This window comes from Aeribacillus sp. SP014, from assembly GCF_054055575.1.
Genome location: NZ_JBSRXI010000001.1, coordinates 1,270,512 through 1,297,406, shown reverse-complemented (window position 1 = coordinate 1,297,406; position 26,895 = coordinate 1,270,512). Strand labels below are relative to the sequence as shown.

Here is a 26,895-nt window from a genome sequence, read left to right as displayed (position 1 = left end):
CATTTTCCCGATGATTCTTATCACTGTGATAACGCTTACCAATACACAAATAACTGAAATGGCGAATACGACCATCATCTTCAACTTAAAATATTTTTCCATATTCTTTTACACCTTCCCCAAATTATTAAAAAAATGTAGCATTTATCAATGTATGTATAATAAGTGGTACACCATACAATACCGAAAATATAAGAACCCCTAATTTGATTTTTACGTTGTTCGATATAGACTTATCAATAATCGAAAAAAATATATAAATAAAAACTGCCAACAATATTTGTGAGACTGGCGACCAGATCAGCCATGGAATGTTTTGCATATCATTAAGACCGATAGCCTTAATAATAGTCATATTTAATAGTGTTGAAAAGATATTCGCTAAAAGGATTGGAAATATATAGTTGCTAAATTTTAATTTCTTTTTAGTCATGAAAGTTGCTACAAAAGTAACAAATAGTGTTTCCATTATTACAACTGTTATACCCGCTATCAATTGCACCGAAGTTATAAAGACAATAACAAATGCTTCGGTAAATAAAGGTAAGTTTTTTTGGATTTCGTTAAATTGTTCAATGATCCCAAATTGCCTGATTGAAAAAAAAGTATTGGCAACCAATATCAGAGACAATAGAAAAAAAGAAAGCGTATTGATTAATCCTTGACGTTTTAATATAAGCAACATATTTATCCCCTTCATATAAAGAAGTTAGTGCCCCACACACTACCTTCTTTACTATATTTCTATTAAAGTGCTTTTGCTGCTGCTCTTTTACCCGATCTGGATAGTGCCAAAATTGTAGCACGATAAGACCAAACTGCTGCTGATGCAGCAGCTCCAAGTCCAGTTAGAGTCAGTAATAATGATGCGTAAGAAATCCAATCCAAATAATCCAGAATAACCCCTGCAGTGCTTAAACTAACACCTGTAAGTTGTCTAATCAAAACTTTTTCCATTATATTCAATTCATTCGTTATTCATTAATCTATAAATTATGTGGAGGCACTCAAAAATAAGATTCGGATCCGCTCAATTATATAAAATAGTTGAGCAGACCTAACGCAAATATAATGACATAAAGCAAGTCAGATTAATTACATTAATAAAATTAACTTATACAGTTGTCTGCTAGAATGCTATAGTATTACACTTACAAATCAGAATTACACAATTTATTTATTAAAATATTCCATCATAGCACTTTCAAAAATAATTATAATTATTTTTCCAAATATGTAAATATTTTTATTAAATAACAAATAATGTTTAAAAGTTTGTGTAAAGCATTTTGCTAGACCAAAAGAAAAAGATAGGTATTCTCTGATTTGGCCATAACACATTCCAAAATTTAATATGGACACAAAATCATAAGGTGACATTTACTGATCGTTTACATCATTTCGCATGGATTGTAACTTTATTTTGAAAAAGAAAACAAAACACTGTTTATATGGAAAGTAAATAAAGTTTCGTATCTTCTTCATAAATGTTGATGAAATAGAAATTTATCGATTTTAGATTAGGAGAAATTTCCTCAAATGGCTTCCCCTTCTTTTTCCTTATATGGATCGGCTCAAAATAAATCTTTTTGGTAAATGTGCCATCACCATTGTAAAAAACTTTTGTATTCTCTGTCCGTTCCTCAATGATTTCCCCTCGTTTAAGGTTAATTTTAGGGGTCGGGACTTTTGACGGTAAATGACTTTCAGTAGAGTTGTTGTCTTTAGAATGAATGGTTTCTGCGAAAACGTCTAAAGGAACGGATGAGAAAAATAACAGATTTACAATTGCCCATATCAACCATTTTTTTAAACGACTAATTTTCATATAATTCCTCCTTTTCAATAATTTGTTAATTGATTATACTTTATAAAAACTAGATTTAGGTACATTTTTTGACATACAAAATTCTGTATTTTTCGACAAATTTCGCTTCTTTTGTACGAAAAAACCCCCCTTCAATGAATAAATTAATCCATTCAATTGAAGGGGGGATGCTTTTGACTTATTTAATAGAATACGGGTATGAGCGGTGGTCGTTTAGAATCACTCGCCCGTATATTTTCCAATTGATTTTAATAGGCCCCTAAAGTGTGAGCAGAGGCTTATGATTATTTGAAATGAATTAAGAAATATTTCTTTTTGCCCCGGCGGATCACAGCAAATTGACCTTCGATGGTGTCTTTTTCAGACACAATATAATCAAGCTCCTGCACCCGTTCGCCGTTAATGTAAATCGCACCGTTTCCGATGTCTTCTCTTGCCTGCCGTTTCGATGGAGAAATTTTCGCTTGAACCAATAAATCGACTAATCCGATTTCATTTTCGGTCGTTTCATACGAAGGCACATCTTTAAAGCCTTGTTTTATTTCTTCTGCTGTTAAAGCTTTTATATTGCCGCTGAACAGCGCTTCGGAAATTTTGACTGCCTGTTTGAGTGCTTCTTCGCCATGGACAAGTTTTGTCACTTCTTCCGCTAACGCTTTTTGCGCAGACCGTTTTTCAGGAGCATTTTTCACTTCTTCTGCCAATTGTTCAATTTCTTCTTTTGATAAGAAAGTAAAATATTTTAAATATTTGATGACATCCCGGTCATCGGTATTGATCCAAAATTGATAAAATTCGTAAGGCGATGTTTTTTCTTTATCGAGCCAGATGGCTCCTCCTTCCGTTTTGCCGAATTTTGTGCCGTCGGCTTTCGTGACGAGCTGGAGTGTAAGACCGTATGCTTTCGCATTTTCTTCCGTTTTTCGAATTAGTTCAAGTCCTGACGTAATATTTCCCCATTGGTCGCTTCCGCCGATTTGCAAGCGGCAATCATAGGTTTGGTACAGCTTTAAAAAATCGTACGATTGCAAAATCATGTAGCTGAATTCCGTAAAGGAAATGCCCGTTTCAATTCTTGACTGCACGGTTTCTTTCGCCAGCATGTAGTTTATGCCAAAGCTTTTGCCGATATCGCGCAAAAATGTGATGACATCCAATGGCCCGATCCAATCGTAGTTGTTGGCCAAAATGGCCGGATTCCCTTCTTTTTCAAAATCCAAAAAGCGGGAAAGCTGTTCCTTAATGCGTTCTGACCACTGCTTCACCGTTTCTTTTTCATTTAATGTTCTTTCCTGTTTTTTTCCGCTTGGATCGCCGATCAAGCCTGTTGCGCCGCCAACAAGAGCAATCGGTTGATGACCTGCCTCTTGAAATCTTTTTAACGTTAAAATCGGCAGCAAATGCCCGATATGAAGGCTGTCTGCCGTCGGGTCAAAACCGCAGTACAGCTTCACCTGTTCCTCTGACAACAATTTATCTAATCCTTCTTCATCCGTTACTTGATTAATGAGTCCGCGATATTTTAAATCTTCTAGCAAAGCATTCATCAAACCCACTCCTTTTCAAATTTTATCCAAATAAAAAACGCCCCTTCATGAAGGGACGTATAATTACGCGGTACCACCCTGCTTAAGAACATTTGCATGTTCTTCACTCATTCTGATAACGGCTAAAACCGTCCTTTGCTACTTCACTTTCACAAAGAATGCTCATGGAGGTAATTCACAAAGCATTTATGTGCTGATTCGCACCGGCCATCAGCTCTCTGAAACAGGGAAATGCCTGCTACTTTCTCCAATCAACGCTCAAGTATTTTTTTCATTAATAAACATTTTTAGCATAATTGACATCCTTTGTCAACTAAGATTAGAACAGAGGGCGTCAACCGGAGAAAAAAATATGCTATAATAAACTAGATTTTGTAGAGGGATGATGAAAAATGGAGAAATGGTACGAATTTTTTAGGAAGGTAAGCTCCTTTTATCATAAGCACCAGCAAAAAATGGTCATTGCCTATAACGTAACATGGAACTTATTTCTTTTACTATTGGTTATCGGTTTAATAGGCTTCTCCTTTATCGGAGGATTAGGAGCTGGTTATTTTGCATCGCTTGTAAAAGATGAGCCGATCCGTTCCGAAAAAGAATTGGAAAAAGACATTTACGATTATTCTGAAACAACGAAAGTGTACTTTGCAGACAATGTCTATTTAGGGAAAATTCGCACAGATCTTGAACGTGAAAAAATCAAAATTGATCAAATTTCCGAGCATTTAAAACATGCAATTGTTGCAGTGGAGGACGAATATTTTTACGAGCATAAAGGGATTGTCCCAAAGGCGATCATGCGGGCGATTTTCCAGGAGTTCTCAAACTCTTCTGTCAGAACCGGCGGAAGCACCCTCACACAGCAATTAATTAAAAACCAAATATTGACCAACGAAGTGTCATTTGAAAGAAAAGCAAAAGAAATCCTGCTAGCATTGAGATTAGAAAAATATTTTACGAAAGATCAAATATTAGAAGCCTATTTAAATGTATCATCATTTGGACGAAACAGCTCCGGAAGAAACATTGCAGGCGTGCAGGCTGCAGCGCAGGGGATTTTTGGCATAGATGCGAAAGACTTATCGATACCGCAGGCAGCTTTTATCGCTGGTCTCCCTCAAAATCCTTTTGCTTATACACCGTTCACAAAGGACGGAGAAGTAAAAGAAGATTTACAGCCTGGTATAAACCGAATGAAAACCGTCCTAAGAAAAATGTTTGCAGAAGGATATATTACAAAAAAAGAATATGAAGAAGCACTTAAGTTTGATTTAAAGGCTCATTTAGCCAAAAAGAAAAAACCTGATATTGAGCAATATCCTTGGATTATATACGAAGTTGAAAAAAGAGTGAAGGATATACTGGCTGAGCAGCTGGCGAAAAAAGACGGTCACAAGCTGGAGGATCTCCGAAAAAATAATAAAGAGCTGTTTAATCGATACATGGCGCTGGCCGATCAAGACATGAGACAAAACGGCTACAACATTCATACGACCATTAACAAGAAAATTTATGACAAAATGCAAGAGGTTGTCAAAAACTACGAGTATTACGGAAGTCCAAAGCTTGAAAAGAAAAAAGATCCTGAAACAGGCAAGACCGTAACCATCGAGGAACCGGTTGAAGTCGGCGCTGTTTTAATCGAAAACAAAACTGGAAAAATTATCTCCTTTGTTGGCGGCCGTGATCATAACAGGGAGCAGACAAACCATGCTACAAGAGCATTAAGACCAAACGGTTCAACAATGAAACCGCTCGCTGTCTATGCACCCGCGATGGAAATGGGCATCGTCCAGCCGGGAACTGTTGTGGCAGATCTTCCATTTTCAATCGGGAAATATCAGCCGAAAAACTATGGAGGCGGCTATCACGGATTAACAAGTATTCGAACAGCATTGAAACATTCATATAACATTCCGGCGGTAAAAACCTATGCAAAAATTATTTCGCAAAATCCGGTATCCTATTTAGAAAAAATGGGATTTAGTTCACTTGCTCAAGAAGATTACAGTTCATTCTCCCTCGCTCTTGGGGCAATGACTTACGGAGTAACCGTGGAGGAAAACGTAAACGCCTTTTCAACATTTGCCAATAACGGTGAATTTGTCGACGCCTACATGATTGAAAAAATTGAAACACAAGACGGAAAAGTTATATATCAACATAACAGCAAGAAAGAGAAGGTCTTTTCCCCTCAAACAGCCTATTTAATGATTGATATGATGCGGGATGTCATTCAAAGCGGAACGGCTTCCTCTTTAAAAAGGTATCTATCATTTCAATCTGATTGGGCTGGAAAAACAGGAACTGGGCAGGATTATCGGGATGCATGGTTTGTTGCTGTAAATCCTAATGTATCCTTCGGCACATGGATCGGTTATGACACGCCGAAAAGGCTGGAAACGACCTACAAAGGTTTGACCTACAGCAATAGAAATATATTGCTTTGGGCAAAATTAATGAACGCCGCATACAGCGTCAAACCTGACTTAATAGATCCTAACACTTCCTTTAAAATGCCTAAAGGAATTGTTTCAAGATCGTATTGCGCCCTCTCTGGGGATCTGCCTTCTGAATTATGTAAGAAAGCTGGACTCGTTCAAACTGACTTGTATAACGCTAAATTTCTGCCGAATAAAGTGGATAAAAGCTTGGCGTACGGCAAATTTGTTTTAGTAGACAACGTAGCCTATCAAGTGCCGGCAAATGCACCGGCTGAATTCGTCCAGGAAGGGCCTCTGCTGAAAAAAGAAGTATTGAATAATCTTGGGATTTCAGACGTGTCCCAATTGACTAAACTTCTGCCTAGCGGAGTTAATTTAGAGGCTTTGACGTTGACCGGCAATAGGGTTCTTCAGGATAATGGCAAAGCTCCTTCTAAAGTGCCCGCTGTAAAGCTTAGCGGAACAACATTATCCTGGAGCAAAAGCGGTGAATATGATGTTATCGGGTACAGAGTTTATGCAGCTCCATCTAATTCAAATAGTTTCAAAAAAATTGCCAGCATACCTGCAAAAAATAACTTAAGCATCTCAGTCGGAAAATCTCCTGCCTCCTATTATGTCGTTGCAGTTGATGTGGCAGGAAAAGCGTCTCCTCCTTCAGCCATTGTAAAAACGGTGCAATCTGGAAAAACAGAGCCGCAGCAAAAACCGAAGCAGACGGCAAATGCAAGACAATAGGCGAATGGAAAAGATGCATTAAACGATCAATAAAGTAGACGAAAGAGAAAAAACAGCCCAGCAAAACTTGCTTTCACCCAATAAATATTTAAAAAGGACCGCACGTGGTCCTTTTTATCTTTTACTGGCTAGTGTGACGGCAGCTTTTTTAAGAAAACATAGCTTACTTTATTGTATCGCATTTTTTCTTCATAGAAGCGGTGTGCGTCAACGCGCTGCAAGCCGGAAGATAAAGAAACAATATTATAGCCATTTTCTACAGCATATTGATGAACATACGTTAAAAGCTTTTCACCGTATCCTTTTGATCGTTCTTCAGGCAATGTCACTAAATCACAAACCCAAAAGAAACGCCCGTAGTATAAAGTGATCATTGGCATAAATCCGATGATGGCAACCATTTTATTATGATCGTAAAGAGCAACTAATTGATATCCTTCCTTTTGTTTAGCTTCAAGCACCAATTCAAGAAATGATTGTTCATCAAGATGAGTCCGCAAATGTTTCATCACTGAAAATCCTTCTAAAATTTCCTCTTTCGTTCGCAATTCTTTCAATAAAAGGGATGATTCCATAAGCCTCTCTCCTATTTCCATTTTTAGCGTTTATTTTATCAATCTATTATTAATGCCTGAACCGCCAATAACAAAGCCGCAAGCCTATTTACTAGACTTACGGCTTCTATTATTTTTAATCTTCCAACGTCGACAAGTCACCTGTTGGCAAGTTAAGCTCCCATGCTTTCAACACGCGGCGCATAATTTTTCCGCTTCGAGTTTTCGGCAGTTTTTCGCAAAATTCTATTTCCCGTGGCGCTGCATGTGCTGCCAGCCCTTTTTTAACAAACTGGCGAATATCCTCTTTCAAATCTTCTGATGCTTCATAGCCGCTGCGCAATGCAACGAACGCTTTAATAATTTCTCCTCGAACAGGGTCCGGCTTGCCGATAACTCCAGCTTCCGCTACAGCAGGATGTTCAACAAGCTTGCTTTCTACTTCGAACGGTCCGACCCGTTCGCCGGAAGTCATAATGACGTCATCAACCCGTCCCTGGAACCAAAAATATCCATCTTCATCCATATAAGCGGAGTCCCCAGATACATACCAGTCACCGATAAAATAAGATTCATATTTTTCAGGATTATTCCAAATTGCTTGCATCATGGAAGGCCAGCCTTTTTTAATTGCTAGATTCCCCATTCGGTTTGGAGGCAATTCATTTCCATGATCGTCAATAATTGCTGCTTTTACGCCGGGGATCGGCTTGCCCATTGATCCAGGCCGGATATCCATACACGGATAGTTGCAAATAAGATGCCCGCCTGTTTCCGTCATCCACCAAGTATCATGAATGCGCTTATTAAATACTTTCATTCCCCAGCGAATAACTTCAGGATTTAAAGGTTCTCCGACACTTAAAATATGGCGCAGAGAGCTTAAATTATATTTTTTCACCAATTCGTCTCCTGCACTCATCAGCATCCGAAACGCTGTTGGAGCGCTGTACCAGACAGTGACACCGTATTTTTCGATTGTTTCATACCAATAATCAGGGCTGAATCTGCCTCCAACAATAACATTTGTAACACCTAGGAGCCACGGACCAAAAATACCATAAACTGTCCCGGTTACCCATCCAGGGTCTGCCGTACACCAATAAATATCTTCTTCCTTCAAGTCAAGAACCCATTTTGCTGTTTGATAATGCTGAATCATCGCATTATGGACATGGAGAACGCCTTTCGGTTTTCCTGTTGATCCGGAAGTATAATGCAAAAGAAGTCCGTCTCTCCGATCCACCCATTCAATTTCCAAATCTTTGCTTGCATTTTCAAAATGAGCAAAGAAATCGATTATTTTTCCTTCTTCTTTTACATCTTCTCCAACAACCACCACATGTTTGAGCGCAGGCAATTCATCAATTGGAACTCTTGGCAGCAGCTCTTTTGTTGTTACAATCACTTTTGCCTCACTATCTTCCAAACGATCCTTTACCGCGCTCTCCATAAACGCTTCAAATAAAGGACCTACAATAGCTCCCAGTTTAATTGCGCCCAAAATGACAAAATAAAGCTCTGGACTTCTAGGCATAAATACGAAAACCCGATCACCTTTTTGAAGGTCGGTATGCTGTTTTAAAACATTCGCAGCTTTATTGGAGAGCTCTTTCATCTCTTCAAACGTATACTTTTCGTCACGATTCGCATCGCGATAATAAAGTGCGACTTTATTTTTTTTGGCCCCATCTGCATGACGGTCAATCGCCTCATAAGCCGCATTGATTTTCCCAGTTTTACTCCATGAAAAATTCTCCTCTACTTCTTTCCAGTCAAAGCTTGCATATGCTTCCTCATAGTTTGCTAAGTTGTGGTTTCCTTTTATTGCTGGTAGCGCTTCCACTTTCATCGAAGTACCCCCCTAAAAATTAGTATATTTGTTTATCATTATATAACTTTTTATTCCATTTCGCAATTTTGTAAAAATTTTTTACAAAACAAATCCGATTATGTTCGACAATTCCTGTATAATATGAATAGGTTATTAGATTGGTAGGCGGTGTAATGAATGGAACATAAAAAAACATATCATGCCAAAGAAATTGAAACTCCAAATGGAACGGTGATTGTCGAAGGGCCAATTCCCCCCGATAAACTGGCAGGCTATAAATTTCATGAGGATTTAACAGCTTTCCGTCCTGCACCAAGGCAGCACAAAGCGCTTGTAGAAATTGCCAAGCTTCCTGAAGGACGGATTATTATTGCCAGAAAAGGCGAAACAATCATCGGGTATGTTACATTTTTATACCCTGATCCTCTAGAACGATGGTCTGAAGGAAAGATGGAAAATTTAATTGAGCTAGGAGCCATTGAAGTGATTCCAGAATTTCGCGGATGTGAAATTGGAAAAAATTTATTGATTGTTTCGATGATGGATGATGCAATGGAAGATTACATCATTATTACAACGGAATATTATTGGCATTGGGATTTAAAGGGAACTGGCTTAAATGTTTGGGAGTATAGAAAAATGATGGAAAAAATGATGAATGCAGGCGGTCTTGAATGGTATGCAACAGATGATCCAGAAATTTGCTCTCATCCTGCAAACTGTTTAATGGTTCGTATTGGAAAAAGAGTAGATAACGAATCGATTCAGAAATTCGACCAATTAAGGTTTACAAACAGATTTTTGTATTAATCGCCATGCTATTCTTGGAAAGGGGATGGATAACATGATTATTGAAAAAATCATGCAAAAAAACGTACTCACGCTTTCTCCGGATCACTCGATCCAAGATGCTTTAAACTTAATTAAAAAAGCTAGAATCAAGCATATTCCGATCATCAGCGAAGAGAATACTCTTATTGGCATTATATCAGACAGAGATATTCGCGATGCTGCTCCCTCTATATTAAGTAAAAATGAAAAATTGGATGCGCTTTTAAACAAGCCAGTTAAAAACATTATGAAAACCGATGTCATAACCGGACACCCTCTTGATTTTGTTGAAGATGCTGCTACGATTTTTTATGAGCATAAAATCAGCTGCCTCCCCATTACTACAAATGGAAAGCTTGTCGGAATTATTACCAAAACAGATGTTTTGAATACGTTTGTAAAGTTGACTGGAGCCCATCAGCCCAGCTCCCGAATTGAAGTAAGAGTTCCCAATATAACCGGAATGCTTTCAGAAGTCGCAACAGTATTTCATAAAGGAAAAGTAAACATTTCCAGCGTTTTTGTGTATCCGGAAGAAAACGAAAAATTCAAAACACTAGTTTTTCGGGTGCAGACGATGAATCCAATGGGGCTTATTACTGAGCTTGAGAAAAAAGGTTATACCGTTGTATGGCCTCATATGATGGGGGAATAACATGAAAGACAGCGTGTTTATTTATTCCCCTTTATTTTTAAATTATAAATTTAGTAATAAGCACCCATTCAACCAGCTGCGAGTAGAATTAACAGTTGATTTGCTAAAAAAATTGAAAGCGCTTGAAGATGATGAAATAGTTGAACCAAGATTTGCAACAGATGAGGAGCTGGAGCTTATTCATGATGCCGGCTATATTCGTGCAGTAAAACAGGCAGGGGAAGGAAAGCTGTCTGAGCATGAAGCTTTAAACTACGGACTTGGTACGGAAGATACACCTATTTTTCAAAACATGCATCAGGCCAGTTCTCTTATTGTTGGCGCGACATTAACAGCAGTTGATCATGTCATGATGGAAAAATCGAAGCATGCTTTAAATTTAGGCGGAGGTCTTCATCACGGCTTCAGGGGGAAAGCGTCTGGATTTTGTATATATAATGACAGCGCAGTGGCGATTAAATATATTATCGAAAAATATGGGGCAAGGGTGCTGTACATTGACACGGATGCGCATCACGGAGATGGTGTTCAATGGTCGTTTTATGATGAGCCAAACGTTTGCACACTATCTATTCATGAAACTGGGCGATATTTATTTCCTGGGACAGGAACAGTTCATGAGCGGGGACAAGGTTCTGGATACGGTTTTGCCTTTAATATTCCGTTAGATGCATTTACCGAAGATGAATCATGGCTAAAAGTTTACAAAGAGGCCGTTACAGAAGTTGCAGAGTACTTTAAGCCTGATGTCATCGTCACTCAAAACGGAGCTGATGCCCACTATTTTGATCCACTAACTCATCTTCACGCCAGCATCAATATTTACCGGGAAATTCCGAAACTTGCACATGAAATTGCCCATAGCTACTGCGATGGAAAATGGATAGCTGTCGGCGGAGGAGGCTACGATATTTGGCGGGTTGTTCCAAGAGCTTGGTCGCTCATTTGGCTGGAGATGAAAAATTTAAGCTGCAAAGCACAAGGGGCTCTTCCGAAAGAATGGCTGGAAAAATGGCAGGAGAAATCTCCCGTTGAATTAATCCCAACATGGGAAGATCCCGATCCGTTATATCAACCGATTCCAAGGAAAAAAGAAATTGAAGAAAAAAACAATCACACTCTTGAATTGGCTCTGCAATTCATCCGGCAGCAAAGGGAATATAATGCAAAAAAAAATGTTAACGGCCAAACTTTTTAAAAAAGCTTGGCCGTTTTTTCTTCAGCTTAAAAAGATTATGATTTTGTCGATTGCCGAATTTCAATACGATGCGGGAGTTCAACAATATGATTATCTACTTCCTCTTTGTTCATCAATTTTGTTAACAGGCGCATCGCAACCGCACCGATATCGTAAGACGGTTGGACAACGGTTGTTAATCGCGGACGAACCATAGTCGCCAAACGAGTATTGTCAAAGCCGATGACATCAAAATCTTTCGGAATTTCATAGCCTTTATCTTGAGCGGCATGAATCACGCCCAATGCCATTTCGTCCGTTCCAACAAAGATTGCAGTCGGTTTTGGCGACAGCTCCAACACTTTGTCAAATGCTTCAATCCCGGATTCGTAGGAATAATCTCCTTCTACTACAAATTGTTCATCGTATTTGATCCCTGCCTCTTCAAGTGCACGTATGTATCCTTTAAGTTTTTTCACTTTATTCACAGGCTCTTCCATCGGCCCGGATACATAGGCAATATGTTTGTGTCCTTTATCGATTAAAAACTTAACCGCATCATAGGCTGCCTGTTCATAATTGATATTAACAGAAGGCAGTTCATTGTTCTCATCAAAAGTTGATGCAAGCACAATAGGAACCGGTGAACGTTTAAATTCTTCCACATGCTCCTCTGTAATATTGCCGCTCATAAATACAATTCCATCCACTTGTTTCCCTAAAAGGGTGTTAAGCAAATGCAATTCTTTTTCTTTATTTTGGTCAGAATTGCTTAAAATAATATTATATTTATACATCGTTGCGATGTCTTCAATCCCGCGAGCCAATTCTGAATAAAATGTGCTTGATACATCCGGTATAACAACACCTACAGTCGTCGTCTTTTTGCTAGCAAGCCCTCTTGCGACAGCATTTGGCCGATAGCCGAGACGCTCAATCGCTTCCAATACTTTCTTTCTAGTTGTCGGCTTTACATTCGGGTTGCCGTTTACAACTCGTGAAACTGTCGCCATTGAAACGTTCGCTTCACGTGCAACATCATATATCGTCACATTATTCATGATCAACACTCCTCATCTAAATGATCTATATCAAATAAATAACAGTCTCTTCCGTATAACTCTTATCATACGATACAAAGCATTCGTCCGCAATGTGCTTGACGTGTTTTCTTATATTTTTACCTTTTTCGTTAAAAAAATATGTTCATTAAAGTATATCCTTCATTAAATAATGTAAACGATCTACGCAAAAAAAGGAACCTTAAAAGGCTCCTTTTTTAAAAAATAGACGATATTCAATTAGGCATTTACTTTCGCTAATGGTCTTAATTCAGAAATAAACTGATTGAATTGCTCAATATTCATTTGCTGCGCAGAATCTGACAAAGCTACTTCCGGATCCGGATGAACTTCAGCCATAATACCGTCTGCCCCAATAGCAAGAGCAGCTTTTGCAGCAGGAATTAGAAGGTCTTTCCGGCCTGTTGAATGAGTGACATCAACTAATACAGGCAAATGTGTTTCCTGTTTTAAAATCGGAACTGCTGTAATGTCCAGCGTGTTTCTTGTAGCGCGTTCATACGTGCGAATTCCGCGTTCACAAAGAATGATTTGATCGTTACCTCGAGAAATAATGTATTCCGCAGCATTCATAAATTCTGATAACGTTGCAGAAAGACCGCGTTTTAACAATACAGGCTTGCGAACAGATCCTGCTGCTTTTAACAATTCAAAGTTTTGCATGTTCCGTGCCCCGATTTGGATGACATCGATGTAATCAAGGGCCACATCAATATCTTGAGGCGACACAATTTCACTAATAACTGCCATATCAAACTCATCAGCAATTCTTTTTAAAATTTTTAAGCCTTCAATACCTAAACCTTGGAAATCATATGGTGATGTTCTAGGTTTAAATGCACCGCCTCTTAGCAGCTTCAAGCCTTGTTTCTTCGCTGCTTCCGCAACAGCAGCTACTTGCTCATAGCTTTCTACCGCACAAGGACCGACAACAAAGTATTGGCTGCCATCCCCGATTTTTTCGCCTTTGACGTCAACGATTGTATTCTCTTTCTTTTTCTTTCTTGATACTAACAATGCTTTGCGATGATCGTCCTCTTGAAGCTCTAATGCCGCTTTAAATATTTCCTTAAAAATATGCTGTAAAGTGGAATCTTCAAATGGACCATTATTATGTTCTTTTATTAAATCGAGCATTTTTCGTTCACGGACAGGATCATATCGGTTAACTCCTTGCGCTTCTTTCGCTTTCCCAATTTCTTGAACAAGCTTGCCTCGCTCGTTAATTAATTTTAAAATTTGCAAATTGATTTCATCAACCCGTTCCCTAAGCGCTTCTAATTCTGTATTGCTCATTTTTTCCACCCTTTCACATCCGTCAAAATTTTAAGCATTTGATTTTAATTAGGGTTTATTATAAACCATATTCCTTGAAATGTCACTAAAAATTTCTTTATCGATTAAACGCTTTTAAGCGGTAAAGTGTTTGTTTTTTTCAAAATATTTTCTTCAGTTCTTCACAAGTCATTTCCCAATGATCATCATGCCAGATAAAATTATTATACAATATTTGGGGGATTTATGTTTCATTTATATTATGTTTCAGTTATGGAATCGGACAATTCTTGTACATGTAAACTAAATGATTAGGGCTTTGGCAATCAGCAGCAAAAGCTTAAAATTCTTGAAAACCTTGCCGGCTGATGGACTTGTAACACTGTTCGAAAAATATTCCCCATGAAAATTTTCACGCTCTTTTCCTCTATTCGCTGCCTATTTTCCTGTAAACGAAAATCATCGGCTTGTTTGCCGATGATGATTGTCTTGCCAAACCTATGACTTTGTTTCTTTATTGTTTTCGCTTTGAAGCTCTTCATCTGAGGCTTGTGAAGTGTCAGTCAAATTTTCTGTTTTCTGACTTTGTTCGTCGTCAAGCTCGGTGTCAGCGGAATCTGAAGGATTTTCTTTTTCAGAAATTTCATTTTCATTGCTTCGTTCCTTTATTTTTTTTACCAAGCCCTCAGACTGCTCTTGGATTTTCTGTTGAATATTTTGTGATTTTTCTTTTGCCAAGCTGATAAACTGTACTCCTTTTTCATATGCTTCGCTTGTAATTTTTGATGTTTTTTCCTTCACTTTTCCCGCCTGATCATTAAAATTTTCGCGAAGCTCTTTTCCTGACTTTGGCGTAAGCAATAATGCGGAAGCTGCCCCAACAACAGCGCCTATAATAGAACCTATTATGAACCCTTTTTTATTCGTGCTTTTTTTTGACATGTTTGCGCCTCCTGTTTTTTAAGTAAAATTAATTAATCAGTTTGCTTCTTTGATCGTTTTCTCTGCTTTACTTTATCAATCAATTCCATCACAGCATTTGTCCACTGGATGGCTTGAGCAACTTTTTCTTCATTTTTTTCCAATTGTCCAGTTACACTCGCTGAAACTTTTTTCATAGACCGATTAAATTGTTGAATGGATGTTCCAATCTCTTTTACGGCATCCACCACTGAGTTGACCTTCTCAGATTTTTTCTGAATGTCTTCCGCCAATTGGTTTGTTTTATGAAGCAAATCTGTTGTTTCTTTTGTAATGCCCTCCACCTGCTTTTCAAGGCCCGCAAGCGTCCCGGCTACTTGATCGAGTGTAATGCGCAGAGATTTTAATGTTTTTGCTAAATAAACAACTAACACTGTAAAAGCTACAGCTATTAGCGCAATGCTTGCATATAATATGAATTCCAACTGCTGCACCTCCAAGTAAAACCAATAATACAATTCCCTAATTTTTCGGAATGCAAACATAAAATCTGCAATCATTTATCTATTCGACATTTTGTCAATTGAATCCTTTCGATCATATCAAAAATAGAACAAGTTTTAAATCCAATCAGGAAACGCTACAATATTATTGTATAACGAAAAAAAAGGAGGCCGGCAAGTTGAAAGATCCAAGAATCGAAAAATTGGCAAAAATTTTAATTCATTATTCATGCCAACTGCAAAAAGGCGAAAAAGTGCTTATTGAAAACTTTGGTCTTGAGAAGGAGCTTGTGATTGCTCTCATCCGCGAGGCTTACAAAGCTGGCGGGCATCCGTTTGTTTCCATTAAAGATCATCAAATAAACCGAGCTTTATTGCTTGGAGGACAAGAAGAACAATTCGAAATGATGGCTGATTTCGAAGCAAATGTCATGAAAGAAATGGACGCATACATAGGCCTCAGATCAGGCAAAAACATTAATGAATTTGCTGACGTTCCAGAAGAAAAAATGAAGCTGGAAGGCAGAACAATCGGGCAAAAGGTGCATCGTGAAATCCGCGTTCCGAAAACAAAATGGGTGGTTCTCAGATACCCGAATGAATCCATGGCACAGCTTGCAAAAATGAGCACAGAAGCGTTTGAAGACTTTTATTTTAATGTCTGCACTCTTGATTACGAAAAAATGGATAAAGCGATGGATGCGCTTGTTGAACTGATGAACAAAACTGACAAAGTACATATTAAAGGTCCTGGCACTGATTTGACTTTTTCAATCAAAGATATTCCTGCGATTAAATGTGCAGGACGCATGAATATTCCTGACGGTGAAGTATTTACAGCGCCTGTTAAAAATTCTGTGAACGGCACCATTACGTTTAATACGCCTTCTCCGTACCAAGGATTTACATTTGAAAATGTTCGGTTAACATTTAAAGACGGAAAAATCATTGATGCGTCAGCTAATGATACAAAACGATTAAACAGCATTTTGGATACAGATGAAGGAGCAAGATATATCGGTGAATTCGCCATCGGTGTCAATCCATACATCCTTCACCCGATGCAGGACATTCTGTTTGACGAAAAAATCGCTGGAAGCTTCCACTTTACGCCAGGGCAATGCTACGATGAAGCGTATAATGGCAACCATTCCAATATCCACTGGGATTTGGTCGCCATTCAGCGTCCGGAATATGGAGGCGGAGAAATTTATTTTGACGACGTATTGATCCGAAAAGACGGACTGTTTGTCATTCCGGAATTGGAGCAGCTAAATCCTGAGAATTTAAAATAGTGCATTCTTCGCTATAAAAACAAAACGACTGTAACATTTTTTGTTACAGTCGTTTTGTTTTAAACACACAGCTTTTCATAGGCATCTTGATATTTTTGAATATCTCCTGCACCCATGAATAAAATAACGCTGCTTTCATGCTTTTTCAAAACTTTAATGTTCGTCTCATCGATTAACTCTGAATGTTCAATTTGCGCCTGCAAATCTTTTATCGTGAGGTTCCCTATGTTTTCACGGGCAGAGCCAAAAATTTCGCATAAGTATACTTTGTCGGCGCTTTTTAAACTATCCGCAAACTCATTAAGAAATGACTGTGTTCTTGAAAAGGTATGAGGCTGAAAAACAGCAACAATTTCCCGGTCAGGATATTTTTGCCGCGCAGCTTCAATTGTTGCTTTTATTTCCGTAGGATGATGGGCGTAATCGTCAATCAGCACTTGTCCTCCGAAATTTTTGGCGCTGAATCTTCTTTTTACGCCTTTAAACGTTTTGACGCGCTCCTGAATAACATCAATTCCAATATTTTCGTATTGGCATAACGTAATAACCGCCAGCGCATTTAGAACGTTGTGATCCCCGAATGCAGGAATTTCAAACGTGCCGTAAAACGTATTCCGAATATATACATCAAATACAGTTCCCGTTGTGCTTTTCACCACATTTCTCGCTTGAAAATCGTTTTCCTCATGAAAACCGTAATATAATACCGGAACTTTCGCTTGTATTTCCTGTAAACGCTCATCATCTCCGCAAGCGATAATTCCTTTTTTCACTTGTAAAGCCATTTGCTGAAATGCTGAAAAAACATCATCCAGATCACGATAATAATCAGGGTGGTCAAAATCAATGTTCGTCATAATCGCATAATCCGGATGATAGGATAGAAAATGGCGCCGGTATTCACATGCTTCAAAGACAAAATATTTGCTGTTTTGAACTCCTTTTCCCGTTCCGTCTCCAATCAAGTATGAGGTAGGAAAAGCACCTTGCATAACATGAGACAGTAAACCGGTTGTAGATGTTTTACCGTGCACGCCAGTTACCGCTATGCTTGTGAATTTGTTCATCAATTCCCCTAAAAATTTGTGATAGCGGTAAACCGGCAATTGAAGTCTCTTTGCTTCTTCAATCTCCTCGTGTGTATCTGGAAAAGCATTACCAGCTATTACAGTTAAACCAGGGTGAATGTTATTTTTCGAAAAAGGAAATATTTGAATTCCCCGTTCCTCCAAGCCTTTTTGTGTAAAATATATATTTTTCAATATCAGATCCTTGTACATTTTCATTCATATCATGAAGGATTTGAGCTAAAGCACTCATCCCTGTTCCTTTTATGCCAACAAAATGATAAGCAGTCATATAAGAACCTCCAACAATCGTCTATCTGTAAAATAATATATGACGAATGACTAGTTTTGCAACTATAATATTTATTTCCTGCAAGCTTCATAACGCAATATTGTATACTTTTAGTGTTTCCTAATTGAAAGCAACGTATATCGTTTTAAATCGGCATTGCCAAAATCAGCCCAACATTTTAATAATATCATGTTCAGTACATCTCAACTACTCTCTTTTATTGTTTTCAATTGTTCTTCTGACACTAGCACGTCTCGCGGCTTGCTTCCTTTCGGCGGGGAAATGATCCCCTGCTCCTCCATTAAATCAATCAATCTGGCCGCTCTATTATAACCGATTCGAAAACGGCGTTGAAGGCTTGAAGCCGAAGCATGCCCCTGCTCTACAACAAACTCGCAGGCTTCATAAAAAAGATCATCTTCTTCTGCTTGGAAATTTGTTTTCGCAAGCAATTCCTCTTGTTTAAACAAATAATTGGGCGCCATCTGGTTTTTTACATGGTGAACGACGCGATCAATTTCATCATCAGAAACAAAAGTTCCTTGAACTCTTACCGGTTTTGCAGAACCGTTTTCTAAAAACAGCATGTCTCCTCTTCCTAGGAGTCTTTCTGCACCGGAAGTATCAAGAATCGTTCTTGAATCTATTTGCGATGATACGGAAAATGCTATTCTTGTAGGAATATTCGCCTTTATTAAACCGGTTATAACATCAACAGACGGTCTTTGTGTGGCAATTAATAAATGGATGCCGCAAGCTCTCGCTTTTTGGGCAATCCGGCAAATCGCCTCCTCCACATCGTTCGGCGAAACCATCATTAAATCAGCGAGCTCGTCAATCACAATCACGATGTACGGCAATCGTTTCTCCTTTTCCTTGTCGCCGACTCGTTCATTAAATTTCTCGATATCTCGAACGCCTACATGGGCAAATAATTCATACCTTCTTTCCATTTCATCTACCGCCCATTTCAGTGCAGCAGTAGCTGCTTTTACATCCGTAATAACAGGGCTGACGAGATGAGGTATGCGGTTATACGGTGCAAGCTCCACCATTTTTGGATCAATGAGGAGCATTTTCACATCATTTGGAGTTGCTTTATAGAGCAAGCTGACTAAAATCGTATTGATACAAACGCTTTTTCCTGACCCTGTAGCTCCCGCAATCAAACCATGCGGCATTTTTTTCAAATCCGTCACAATCGGCTCCCCTGAAATGCTGAGGCCCAGAGCAACCGTTAACGGAGAGCGGTTGGCTTGAAAAGCTTTCGACCGTAAAATCTCTCTTAAAAAAACCGTTTTGCTTTTCCGGTTTGGCACCTCAATCCCTATTGTGTTTTTCCCCGGTATCGGAGCCTCAATCCGGATGTCTTTTGCAGACAAGCTTAATTTAATATCGTCTATCAAGTTAGTTATCTTGCTCACTTTTACGCCGGGTTCAGGATGAACCTCAAACCTCGTGACGGAAGGTCCTTGTGACACATTGACCACTTTTGCATTGACATGAAAATTTTGCAGCGTAAGATCGAGCAAATTCTTTTGCTTTTCTATCCACTGATCATCCGCTTCTTCCTCAAACGGCTGAACGTTCAGGAGGGTGAGCGGCGGAAACAAATAATTTTGCCGTTTTTCCTTTACTTCAAGCTTTCGTTTATCTTGCCCAAACATAATGACATTATATGGAATAATTGTCTTTTCGTTTTGATTTGATGAAAGCTTTCCTCTGGAAACAGGCTTTCGTCTGTCATCGGACTTTTTCTCTAAATGCTTTGGATCCGCTTCCTGTTTTAGGCTCGTCTCCTGTTTTGGACCTTCCTCCTGATTTAGATCTGTTCCTTGTTTTAGATCTGTCTCCTGTTTTAGATTCGTCCCCTGCTTTAGAACTGTCTCTTGTTTTAGATCCGTCTCCTGATTTAGACCTGTCCACTGTTTTAGATTCGTCTCTTGCTTTGATCCCGTCTCCTGGTTTAGATCCGTCCACTGTTTTAGATTCGTCTCTTGCTTTGATTCCGTCTCCTGGTTTAGACCTGTCCACTGTTTTAGATTCGTCTCTTGCTTTGATTCCGTCTCCTGGTTTAGACCTGTCCGCTGTTTTAGATTCGTCTCTTGCTTTGAATCCATCTCCAGCTTTGAAGCCTCGACCGATTGAGCTTCCTCAGCTTCCCGCTGTTTATCCTCCGAAGGCGGTGCTGTTATTTCAAAATATGAATCCTCAGCTTCGTGATCTTGTGTTTTTGATATTTCTTTTTCATAATCGTTTTCATATTCTATCATTTCATTTATTTCTATTTCTTCTGCTACAGCAAACTCCCTTTGCACTTCTTTTTGTTTTTCCAGATCATTGATGAAAATATCATGTACGTCTATGTCCGTCTGTTGCTGATATTGCTCTTCAATTTTTTTGAAAAATAAATCATCTCTATTCCTTGGTCCAAATCCAAAAATCGGTGAAGGGATTTCCGTTGGCTGAAAAGATTTTCTTTCCTTTTGTGCGCCTTGTGCACTATTCAGTCGAGACTGCTTGCGTTCAGAAGATGTTTTTGCTTTTGATTTTGCCGCATCCGCTGGGCGTCTCGTTTCTCGCAATGTTTCATCATCGGATATTAGCGGAAACCGAAAGTTTCCTTTCGGATATTGATATGTAACTCTAGCTTGCATCTCTAATCTATCGTCAGTTAATGATTGATCTTTTATTTTTTCAGTAGAATTGTTTTTATCTATCTTTCTTTCATATTCCTCTTCCTGATTATCGAAAAACAACCGCAACAGTTTTGACAACCAGCTCATCTATGATCACTCTTTCATTCATACTAATCTCATCCTATATTTTATCAATAAAAATACTTTTTGGAAGTTTAAAAAGCAATGACAAACATTAATATTATATTGCTAAAATCACAGATTTAAAAATAAATAAGACTCCCTGTATAAACAAGGAGTTTATTCTTTATTTTTTATATTTTCGATATACATAATTCGTTCAATCAGAGGCGGATGATCGTAACGTAAAAATTTCACTATTTTCGGCGGATTTATTTCGCTGCGGCTAAATTTCGCTAAATGTTGAAATGTTTTTACAGCTGCTTCCTCATTTTTTGTCATTTCAATTGCATATAAATCCGCCTGTTTCTCTTGATACCTTGATACTATGCCGGATATAGGGCTTGAAGCGAACGATAACATCCCCAGCAGCAAAAGAAATAGAGGAAGCGACGACAATTCACGTATAGATTGAATGTTCAGCCTTTTTCCCCATCGATTTGTACAAAAAATCATTAACCGATGAATGATATATAAACCTGCCAAGGAAAGAAGCAAATACCCGGCTATTCCGATATAGATGTGCTTCATCACATAATGTCCCATCTCATGAGCCATAATGAATAATATTTCATCTTCGCTTAATTTATTTAACGTCGTATCCCACAAAACGATTCTCGAATTTGATCCTATTCCTGTCACATAGGCGTTCAACGCATTTGTTTTGGTGGACATATCCACTTCATACACATGCTCCGCGGGAATATCTGCTTTGGAAGCTAGCTGTAAAATTTCTTCCTCCAGCTTTTTATTTTTCAACGGGTAAAAATCGTTGTACAGCGGATCAATGATTACCGGCTGAATAAACATTATAAACAATGTGAATGGTATCGATGCAAACCATGCCCAAAGCCACCAGCGCTTTTCAAATTTTCGAATAATGATGTATAGAAACGTGACGACAACCGCCATTAAAACATAATTCACAAGAAAATCGGTCACTTCATCCTTCAGCCACGAGTTCAACGTCTGAGTCGAGATTTGAAAATCCTTTGACAGTTTGTAGTTCAGCCAGCTGACAGGTAATGTTAGTAAAGTGACAAGCAATGACAGCCAAAAATAGTATAAAGCTGTTTGGACTATAAAGAAACGGGATGCTGTTTCCGCCCATTGCTGAAATGTTTTTGAAATCCCAAAGCTTAGCACAATAAAAAAGATGATCCACTCTAACGGAATGGATATGAAAAATACCAAATTTTTCAATTGCGAATAATTTTCTGACAGCTGCAGCTCCTCTGCCGTTAAAAACGTTTTCGGATCAGCAGCAGTACCTTCAATTCCCTTCGGCAGCTCATAACCCGTCCAGAAGAATAAATAGAAGTATAAAACCAAACCGTAAACTGCATATAATAAAATGATCGTTAGAAGACTCTTTTTCAAGCCGAATACCCCCTTGAGCTTAACTCCCTCCTTTAGTAGTTTAGATAAAAAAACATCGTAATAGAACTGCTTTTCCAAAATATTTAGAAAAAGAAGCTGTAAAAAGATAAAACGGCAATTGAACAAATAACTACAAAAAAGACGTTGGCTCCGAAATAAGCAGCAATGAACGCTGTAAATGCACCGACTGCTCCAAACAGGAAATCCTCGTGAATAAAAAAGACCGAGGGCACGATCAATGCACCTAATGTTGCATATGGTACATTTTTTAATACATTTTGCCAAAACGGAGGGAGATGTAATTGACTGAAAATAACAAAAGGAAGCATTCGCGGTATGTATGTCACAACGCCCATTCCGATAATCAACCAAAATATTTGGCTATTCATCTTGCTGCACCTCTAATTTTCTAAAGATACATTCCACAACAACGGAGGAAAATAAGGACGACAATGCAATAGACCAGCCTATAGACAGCCGTCCGGTCGTCAATAAAACGGAATTTATCACTGCAGATAATAAAGCTAGTACGATAATTTTCCGATGTTTTTTTAATGAAGGAACCAATAAGCCGATGAATAGGGCATATAGAGCAATTCCCATGCTTTCCTGTAAGAAAGCGGGCAAATTTTCTCCAACTATATGACCGATTCCAGAATTGATCACCCAGCTGCTATATGCCATCGAGCATAGTCCAAACATATATGGTGCTGTGACCATTTCCTGTCTGACAGCCGCAACTGCATATGTTTCATCTGTTACACCAAAGCCGTACAGAGCTTTTATCCATATGGAGTCTTTCTCCACTTTCTCATTTAATGATGCTGACATAAGGAAATGGCGGATGTTTACAATGAAAGTTGTCATAATAATTTCCCATGCACCAACATGCGCAGCAATTAGGCTTAATGACATATATTGAGCCGCTCCTGCAAAAACGATTGCGCTCATCATCACCGTTTCCGCAATCGAAAGTCCCGTTCTTTCAGCAAGAAGGCCGAAAGCGATGGCAACGGGGAAATAGCCGATGGCAATGCTGATTCCTGCTTGAATGCCTTGGATTAATTCCGATTTATATTTTGCCAATGCTGTCGAATGCAATCGGAATCACCTCCATTTCTAGTTTTCCGGATAATAAATGATCACATAATATTTAACTTTTTGATCCGTTATATTTTTATAATCATGCTTTTTATCCGCTGCAAATCGGATCGCTTCCCCTTCGCGAACAACATAAGAACATCCATCAATTACAATTTCTAAAGCTCCCTTTTGAATGATCAAAATTTCTTGCACCCCGTGCGCATGTTCATCCGATTGATGGACATGTCCAGGCTCTAAATGTGCTTCAAACACCTCAAACGGCTTGCCGATTTCAAACGTAAACATCGGGTATACTTTATACTTTTCATTATCATCAGATATAGCCGGTATGTTTGATAAAGATATTTTTTGAACGCTTGCCGCCTCCTCCTTCATCAAAGCGGAAAATGATACATGAAGTCCGTTCGCTATTTTCCACAGCGTGGAGACAGTCGGATTCGCTTCCCCTCTTTCAATTTGTGCCAGAATCGCTTTGGAAACGCCTGTCTTTTCAGACACCTTGTCGAGGCTTAGCGCCATCCTTTTTCGGATTTTACAAAAATTTTCCCCAATAATTTGCTGAATCGGCTTCATGTTTTCCTCCTTTTTTATGTTTTGTTTATTATATCATACATTTGTTTTATATATTGAACAAAATTGCATTTAAAAACCTCTCCCCTGAATGGAAAGAGGTAAATATCAGCTTAAGAGCACCCGGTCAGATACTGCATCTTGAATTTTGGCAAATTCGTCCATTAATTTCGGAATGGTCAGTTTTACTTTTTCTTCAGCAGATGCCTCAAAAATGATTTTTCCGCGATTCATCATCAGCAATCTGTTTCCTAGATCAATCGCCTGCTGCATATTATGTGTAATCATAATCGTTGTTAAATTATATTCTTCAATAAATTTTTTCGTAAGCGACAGGACGACCTCTGCGCGTGCGGGATCTAATGCGGCTGTATGCTCATCAAGCAATAATATTTTCGGTTTCGTAAATGTTGCCATCAAAAGCGACAACGCCTGTCTTTCCCCGCCTGACAGCAATCCTACTTTCGCATTTAAACGGTTTTCTAATCCAAGCCCTAAAAGCGACAGCTGCTCCTTCAAAATAATTTTTCCGCTTATTCGTTACACCTCTGGCCAAAGTTCGTTTATGAACACGGCCGTAAGCGATCGCCAAATTTTCTTCAATGGTCAACGTCGGCGATGTGCCTGACAACGGATTTTGAAACACTCTGCCGATATATTTTGATCGTTTATGCTCAGGAAGTGTTGTTATATTTACGCCGTCAAGCCAGACTTCCCCCTCATCGGGAAACAGCTTTCCAGCTATGATGTTCAGCAAAGTCGATTTCCCTGCGCCGTTGCTGCCAATAATCGTAATAAAATCGCCTTTTTCGACCTCTAAATGAATTCCATCTAAGGCGATTTTTTCATCCAATGACCCTTCGTTAAACACTTTATGAATGTGTTTTAGCTGAAGCAACTTGTTCACCCCGCTTTCTTGCCAATTTTCTTTTTTTCTCACGCCGTTTTTCAAAATATCGCGGGATGATTAACGCCAAAATGACGATACAAGCTGTAATTAATTTTATATCGCCTGTTTCAAAAAAGTTAAATCTAAATGCAAAGGCGACTATGAAACGATAAATGACAGCACCGATTATAACAGCTAAGGTAGCCCGAACAATCGTCTTGCTGCCGACAATTGCCTCTCCAATAATAACGGAAGCAAGCCCGATCACAATCATTCCAATTCCCATATTGGCATCGCTGAAGCCATTATATTGGGCGACAAGTGCACCTGACAAAGCAACCAAACCATTTGACAATCCTAATCCTAATACTTTAAGAAAGTTTGTATTCGCCGAAAAACTTTTAATCATTTCTTCGTTATCTCCGACAGCTCTTATAGCAAGTCCGATTTCCGTTTTTAAGAAGTAATCAAGGATGAGCTTTAAAAAAGCGACCAATAACACCATTGAAATGATGACTGACCATGTGGTCGGGGAAAAAGAAATGACGCTCTTAACGGCTTGATCGATCGGTGCCAGCGCATCGGCCAGCTTTGAGAAAAGCGTTTCCTCCTGTAAAAGCGAAACATTCGATTTTCCCATAATTCGCAAATTAATGGAATAAAGAGCGATCATCATTAATATACCGGATAACAACGGATTAATTTTCCCATACGAATGCAAAATTCCCGTTAAGATCCCAGCTAGAAAGCCGACAATCATTCCGGCAATCGTCGCCATAACAGGATGAGCTCCGTCTATGATCATGACGGCTGCGACGGCAGCTCCAGTAACGAAGCTACCGTCAACCGTTAAATCTGGAAAATCTAATATTCTAAAAGATAAATAGACTCCGAGAGCCATTATTGCGTAAATAAGTCCCGCCTCAAGTGAGCCATATACTGCTGTCAGCATGTAAACACCCTTCCAAATTACTCAATAAACTCTGCATCTTTGCTCCACTCGTCTAAAATCTTAACGTTCATCTCAGCTGCTGCTTTTTTATTAATAAGAAGCTTTAAGTTTTGCGGATATTGAACAGGCAGTTCAGACGGCTTTTTCCCTTCTGTTAAAATTTTTGCAGCCATTTCTCCTGCTTCATAGCCAATGTCATAATATTCAAATCCGTACGCAGCAAAACCGCCTTTTTTGACTGAATCTAATTCACCGACAAACAGCGGGATATCGTTTTCATTTGCAACGGAAATGACCGAATCAAGCGCAGAAACAACGGTATTGTCAGTGATAATGTAAAAACAATCGACTTTGCCGACAAGAGATTCAGCAGCTTGTTTCACTTCAGCTGAAGTAGAAACAGAAGCTTCGACAATTTTCAAATCCGTTCCTTCTGTCGCTTTTTTAACAAGGTCAATTTGCGCAACAGAGTTTTGTTCGCCTGAATTATAGATCATTCCTATTCTTTTGCCATCTAAATATTGATCAATAAATTTCACCGTTTTCGGTATGGCATCAGGATGGGTATCAGTTGTTCCTGTTACATTCCCTCCTGGATTTTCCATCTCTTTCACAAGCCCGGCGCCGACAGGATCTGTTACGGATGTAAATACAATTGGAATATCCTTTGTAGCATTTGCTGCAGCAAGTGCACTAGGCGTTGCATTCGCAAAAATTAAATCGACGTTATCTCCGACGAAGTTATTCGCAATCGTTTGGGTATTCGATTGATCCCCTTGAGCGTTTTGAATATCATAATCTACATTTAACCCTTTATCTTTAATTGCTTGTTGAAATCCCTTCAATGCCTCATCCAGCGACGGGTGCGCTACAAATTGAGTGATACCAATTTTAAATGTTTCTTTCTTTCCTTCTTCACTATTGCTTTCGCTGCTGGACCCTTTGCTGCTTCCACAACCTGACAGCACGAGGAGCGCCATCAAAAAAATTCCTCCGATTGCTCCTATCCTAGTTTTCAAAATTTTCTTCCCCCTTTTTTACTTTTATGCTTTAAATTATAACAATATATTTTTGATTTTCAATTATTTTCTGACGAATTTTCCAAAAAAATAAGGATGCCAACATACTGCACCCTTAC

The 26,895-nt window shown here is 38.8% G+C and carries 22 protein-coding genes, 2 pseudogenes and 1 other annotated feature; of the genes and pseudogenes, 5 read left to right on the top strand and 19 right to left on the bottom strand.

The genetic code is table 11. The annotated features are described in order from the left end of the window. Positions 1-127: 127 nt before the first annotated feature. From ACVIJU_RS06455 to tyrS, 4 genes are all read right to left on the bottom strand, one after another. On the bottom strand, positions 128-685 hold the full coding sequence (locus tag ACVIJU_RS06455; protein ID WP_456687402.1) for a hypothetical protein: 558 nt from the start codon (positions 683-685) through the stop codon (positions 128-130). Between the two features lie 62 nt (positions 686-747). Further along, on the bottom strand, positions 748-957 hold the full coding sequence (locus ACVIJU_RS06450) for a hypothetical protein (RefSeq protein ID WP_130157325.1): 210 nt from the start codon (positions 955-957) through the stop codon (positions 748-750). A 490-nt stretch (positions 958-1,447) separates the two neighbouring features. Beyond that, on the bottom strand, positions 1,448-1,828 hold the full coding sequence (locus ACVIJU_RS06445) for a hypothetical protein (protein ID WP_066248873.1): 381 nt from the start codon (positions 1,826-1,828) through the stop codon (positions 1,448-1,450). Between the two features lie 284 nt (positions 1,829-2,112). Next, positions 2,113-3,375 carry a tyrosine--tRNA ligase gene (gene tyrS / locus ACVIJU_RS06440; RefSeq protein ID WP_066248876.1) on the bottom strand — a complete coding sequence of 421 codons (1,263 nt, stop codon included), beginning with the start codon at positions 3,373-3,375 and terminating at the stop codon, positions 2,113-2,115. Between the two features lie 48 nt (positions 3,376-3,423). After that, positions 3,424-3,639 (bottom strand) — a binding site (T-box leader). Positions 3,640-3,767: 128 nt separating this feature from the next. On the opposite strand from tyrS, the gene ACVIJU_RS06435 reads away from it, so the two are divergent. Then, positions 3,768-6,557, top strand: a complete 2,790-nt coding sequence (locus ACVIJU_RS06435; protein WP_327863975.1) for a transglycosylase domain-containing protein — start codon at positions 3,768-3,770, stop codon at positions 6,555-6,557. A 128-nt stretch (positions 6,558-6,685) separates the two neighbouring features. Here the strand turns inward: ACVIJU_RS06435 and ACVIJU_RS06430 are convergent, their stop codons facing one another. After that, a complete protein-coding gene (locus tag ACVIJU_RS06430) occupies positions 6,686-7,132 on the bottom strand; it encodes a GNAT family N-acetyltransferase (protein ID WP_327856391.1) in 447 nt (148 codons plus the stop codon). Positions 7,133-7,247: 115 nt separating this feature from the next. After that, entirely contained in the window at positions 7,248-8,963 is a 1,716-nt protein-coding gene (gene acsA / locus ACVIJU_RS06425) for an acetate--CoA ligase (RefSeq protein WP_063387341.1), read from the bottom strand. A 159-nt stretch (positions 8,964-9,122) separates the two neighbouring features. Between acsA and ACVIJU_RS06420 the strand changes: the two genes are divergently transcribed. The 3 genes from ACVIJU_RS06420 to ACVIJU_RS06410 are packed head-to-tail and all read left to right on the top strand — an operon-like array spanning position 9,123 to position 11,629. After that, positions 9,123-9,755, top strand: a complete 633-nt coding sequence (locus tag ACVIJU_RS06420; protein ID WP_063387340.1) for a GNAT family N-acetyltransferase — start codon at positions 9,123-9,125, stop codon at positions 9,753-9,755. A gap of 34 nt (positions 9,756-9,789) precedes the next feature. Further along, entirely contained in the window at positions 9,790-10,431 is a 642-nt protein-coding gene (locus tag ACVIJU_RS06415) for an acetoin utilization AcuB family protein (RefSeq protein WP_063387339.1), read from the top strand. 1 nt (position 10,432) lies between these two features. Then, positions 10,433-11,629 (top strand): acetoin utilization protein AcuC, encoded by a 1,197-nt coding sequence (locus ACVIJU_RS06410; protein WP_063387338.1) that lies wholly within the window; start codon positions 10,433-10,435, stop codon positions 11,627-11,629. Between the two features lie 35 nt (positions 11,630-11,664). Here ACVIJU_RS06410 and ccpA read toward each other — a convergent pair whose 3' ends face one another. The 4 genes from ccpA to ACVIJU_RS06390 all read right to left on the bottom strand — a co-directional run bounded on the left by ccpA (position 11,665) and on the right by ACVIJU_RS06390 (position 15,371). Further along, positions 11,665-12,669, bottom strand: a complete 1,005-nt coding sequence (gene ccpA / locus ACVIJU_RS06405) for a catabolite control protein A (protein ID WP_066248881.1) — start codon at positions 12,667-12,669, stop codon at positions 11,665-11,667. A 240-nt stretch (positions 12,670-12,909) separates the two neighbouring features. Further along, positions 12,910-13,986 carry a bifunctional 3-deoxy-7-phosphoheptulonate synthase/chorismate mutase gene (locus tag ACVIJU_RS06400; RefSeq protein ID WP_063387336.1) on the bottom strand — a complete coding sequence of 359 codons (1,077 nt, stop codon included), beginning with the start codon at positions 13,984-13,986 and terminating at the stop codon, positions 12,910-12,912. Between the two features lie 477 nt (positions 13,987-14,463). Beyond that, on the bottom strand, positions 14,464-14,907 hold the full coding sequence (locus ACVIJU_RS06395; RefSeq protein ID WP_063387335.1) for a YtxH domain-containing protein: 444 nt from the start codon (positions 14,905-14,907) through the stop codon (positions 14,464-14,466). Between the two features lie 32 nt (positions 14,908-14,939). Then, complete coding sequence (locus ACVIJU_RS06390; RefSeq protein ID WP_063387334.1) at positions 14,940-15,371, bottom strand: DUF948 domain-containing protein; 432 nt, start codon at positions 15,369-15,371, stop codon at positions 14,940-14,942. Positions 15,372-15,568: 197 nt separating this feature from the next. Here ACVIJU_RS06390 and ACVIJU_RS06385 point away from each other — a divergent pair, with 197 nt between their 5' ends. Next, positions 15,569-16,684: an aminopeptidase gene (locus tag ACVIJU_RS06385; RefSeq protein WP_063387333.1), complete on the top strand. Its 1,116-nt coding sequence runs from the start codon at positions 15,569-15,571 to the stop codon at positions 16,682-16,684. Between the two features lie 59 nt (positions 16,685-16,743). On the opposite strand, the pseudogene murC reads toward ACVIJU_RS06385, so the two are convergent. From murC to ACVIJU_RS06340, 9 genes and pseudogenes are all read right to left on the bottom strand, one after another. Next, a pseudogene (gene murC, locus ACVIJU_RS06380) lies at positions 16,744-18,043 on the bottom strand (UDP-N-acetylmuramate--L-alanine ligase). 203 nt (positions 18,044-18,246) lie between these two features. Then, on the bottom strand, positions 18,247-20,829 hold the full coding sequence (locus ACVIJU_RS06375) for a DNA translocase FtsK (protein ID WP_456687401.1): 2,583 nt from the start codon (positions 20,827-20,829) through the stop codon (positions 18,247-18,249). Positions 20,830-20,982: 153 nt separating this feature from the next. After that, positions 20,983-22,242, bottom strand: a complete 1,260-nt coding sequence (locus ACVIJU_RS06370; RefSeq protein ID WP_063387330.1) for a M48 family metallopeptidase — start codon at positions 22,240-22,242, stop codon at positions 20,983-20,985. A gap of 83 nt (positions 22,243-22,325) precedes the next feature. Then, positions 22,326-22,631, bottom strand: coding sequence for an AzlD domain-containing protein (locus tag ACVIJU_RS06365; RefSeq protein WP_063387329.1), 306 nt, complete (start codon positions 22,629-22,631; stop codon positions 22,326-22,328). Beyond that, the gene (locus ACVIJU_RS06360; protein WP_063387328.1) at positions 22,624-23,343 is read right to left on the bottom strand and encodes an AzlC family ABC transporter permease; all 720 of its coding nucleotides are present in this window, start codon (positions 23,341-23,343) and stop codon (positions 22,624-22,626) included. The genes ACVIJU_RS06365 and ACVIJU_RS06360 overlap by 8 nt, the downstream gene beginning before the upstream one ends. Before the next feature lie 18 nt (positions 23,344-23,361). Next, entirely contained in the window at positions 23,362-23,919 is a 558-nt protein-coding gene (locus tag ACVIJU_RS06355; protein ID WP_063387327.1) for a helix-turn-helix domain-containing protein, read from the bottom strand. Between the two features lie 105 nt (positions 23,920-24,024). Next, positions 24,025-24,814: pseudogene (locus ACVIJU_RS06350) on the bottom strand (ABC transporter ATP-binding protein). Next, entirely contained in the window at positions 24,789-25,757 is a 969-nt protein-coding gene (locus ACVIJU_RS06345) for an ABC transporter permease (protein WP_094244634.1), read from the bottom strand. Before ACVIJU_RS06345 ends, ACVIJU_RS06350 begins: the two are co-directional and overlap by 26 nt. Before the next feature lie 17 nt (positions 25,758-25,774). After that, positions 25,775-26,737 (bottom strand): ABC transporter substrate-binding protein, encoded by a 963-nt coding sequence (locus ACVIJU_RS06340; protein ID WP_456687921.1) that lies wholly within the window; start codon positions 26,735-26,737, stop codon positions 25,775-25,777. Between the last annotated feature and the right edge of the window lie 158 nt (positions 26,738-26,895).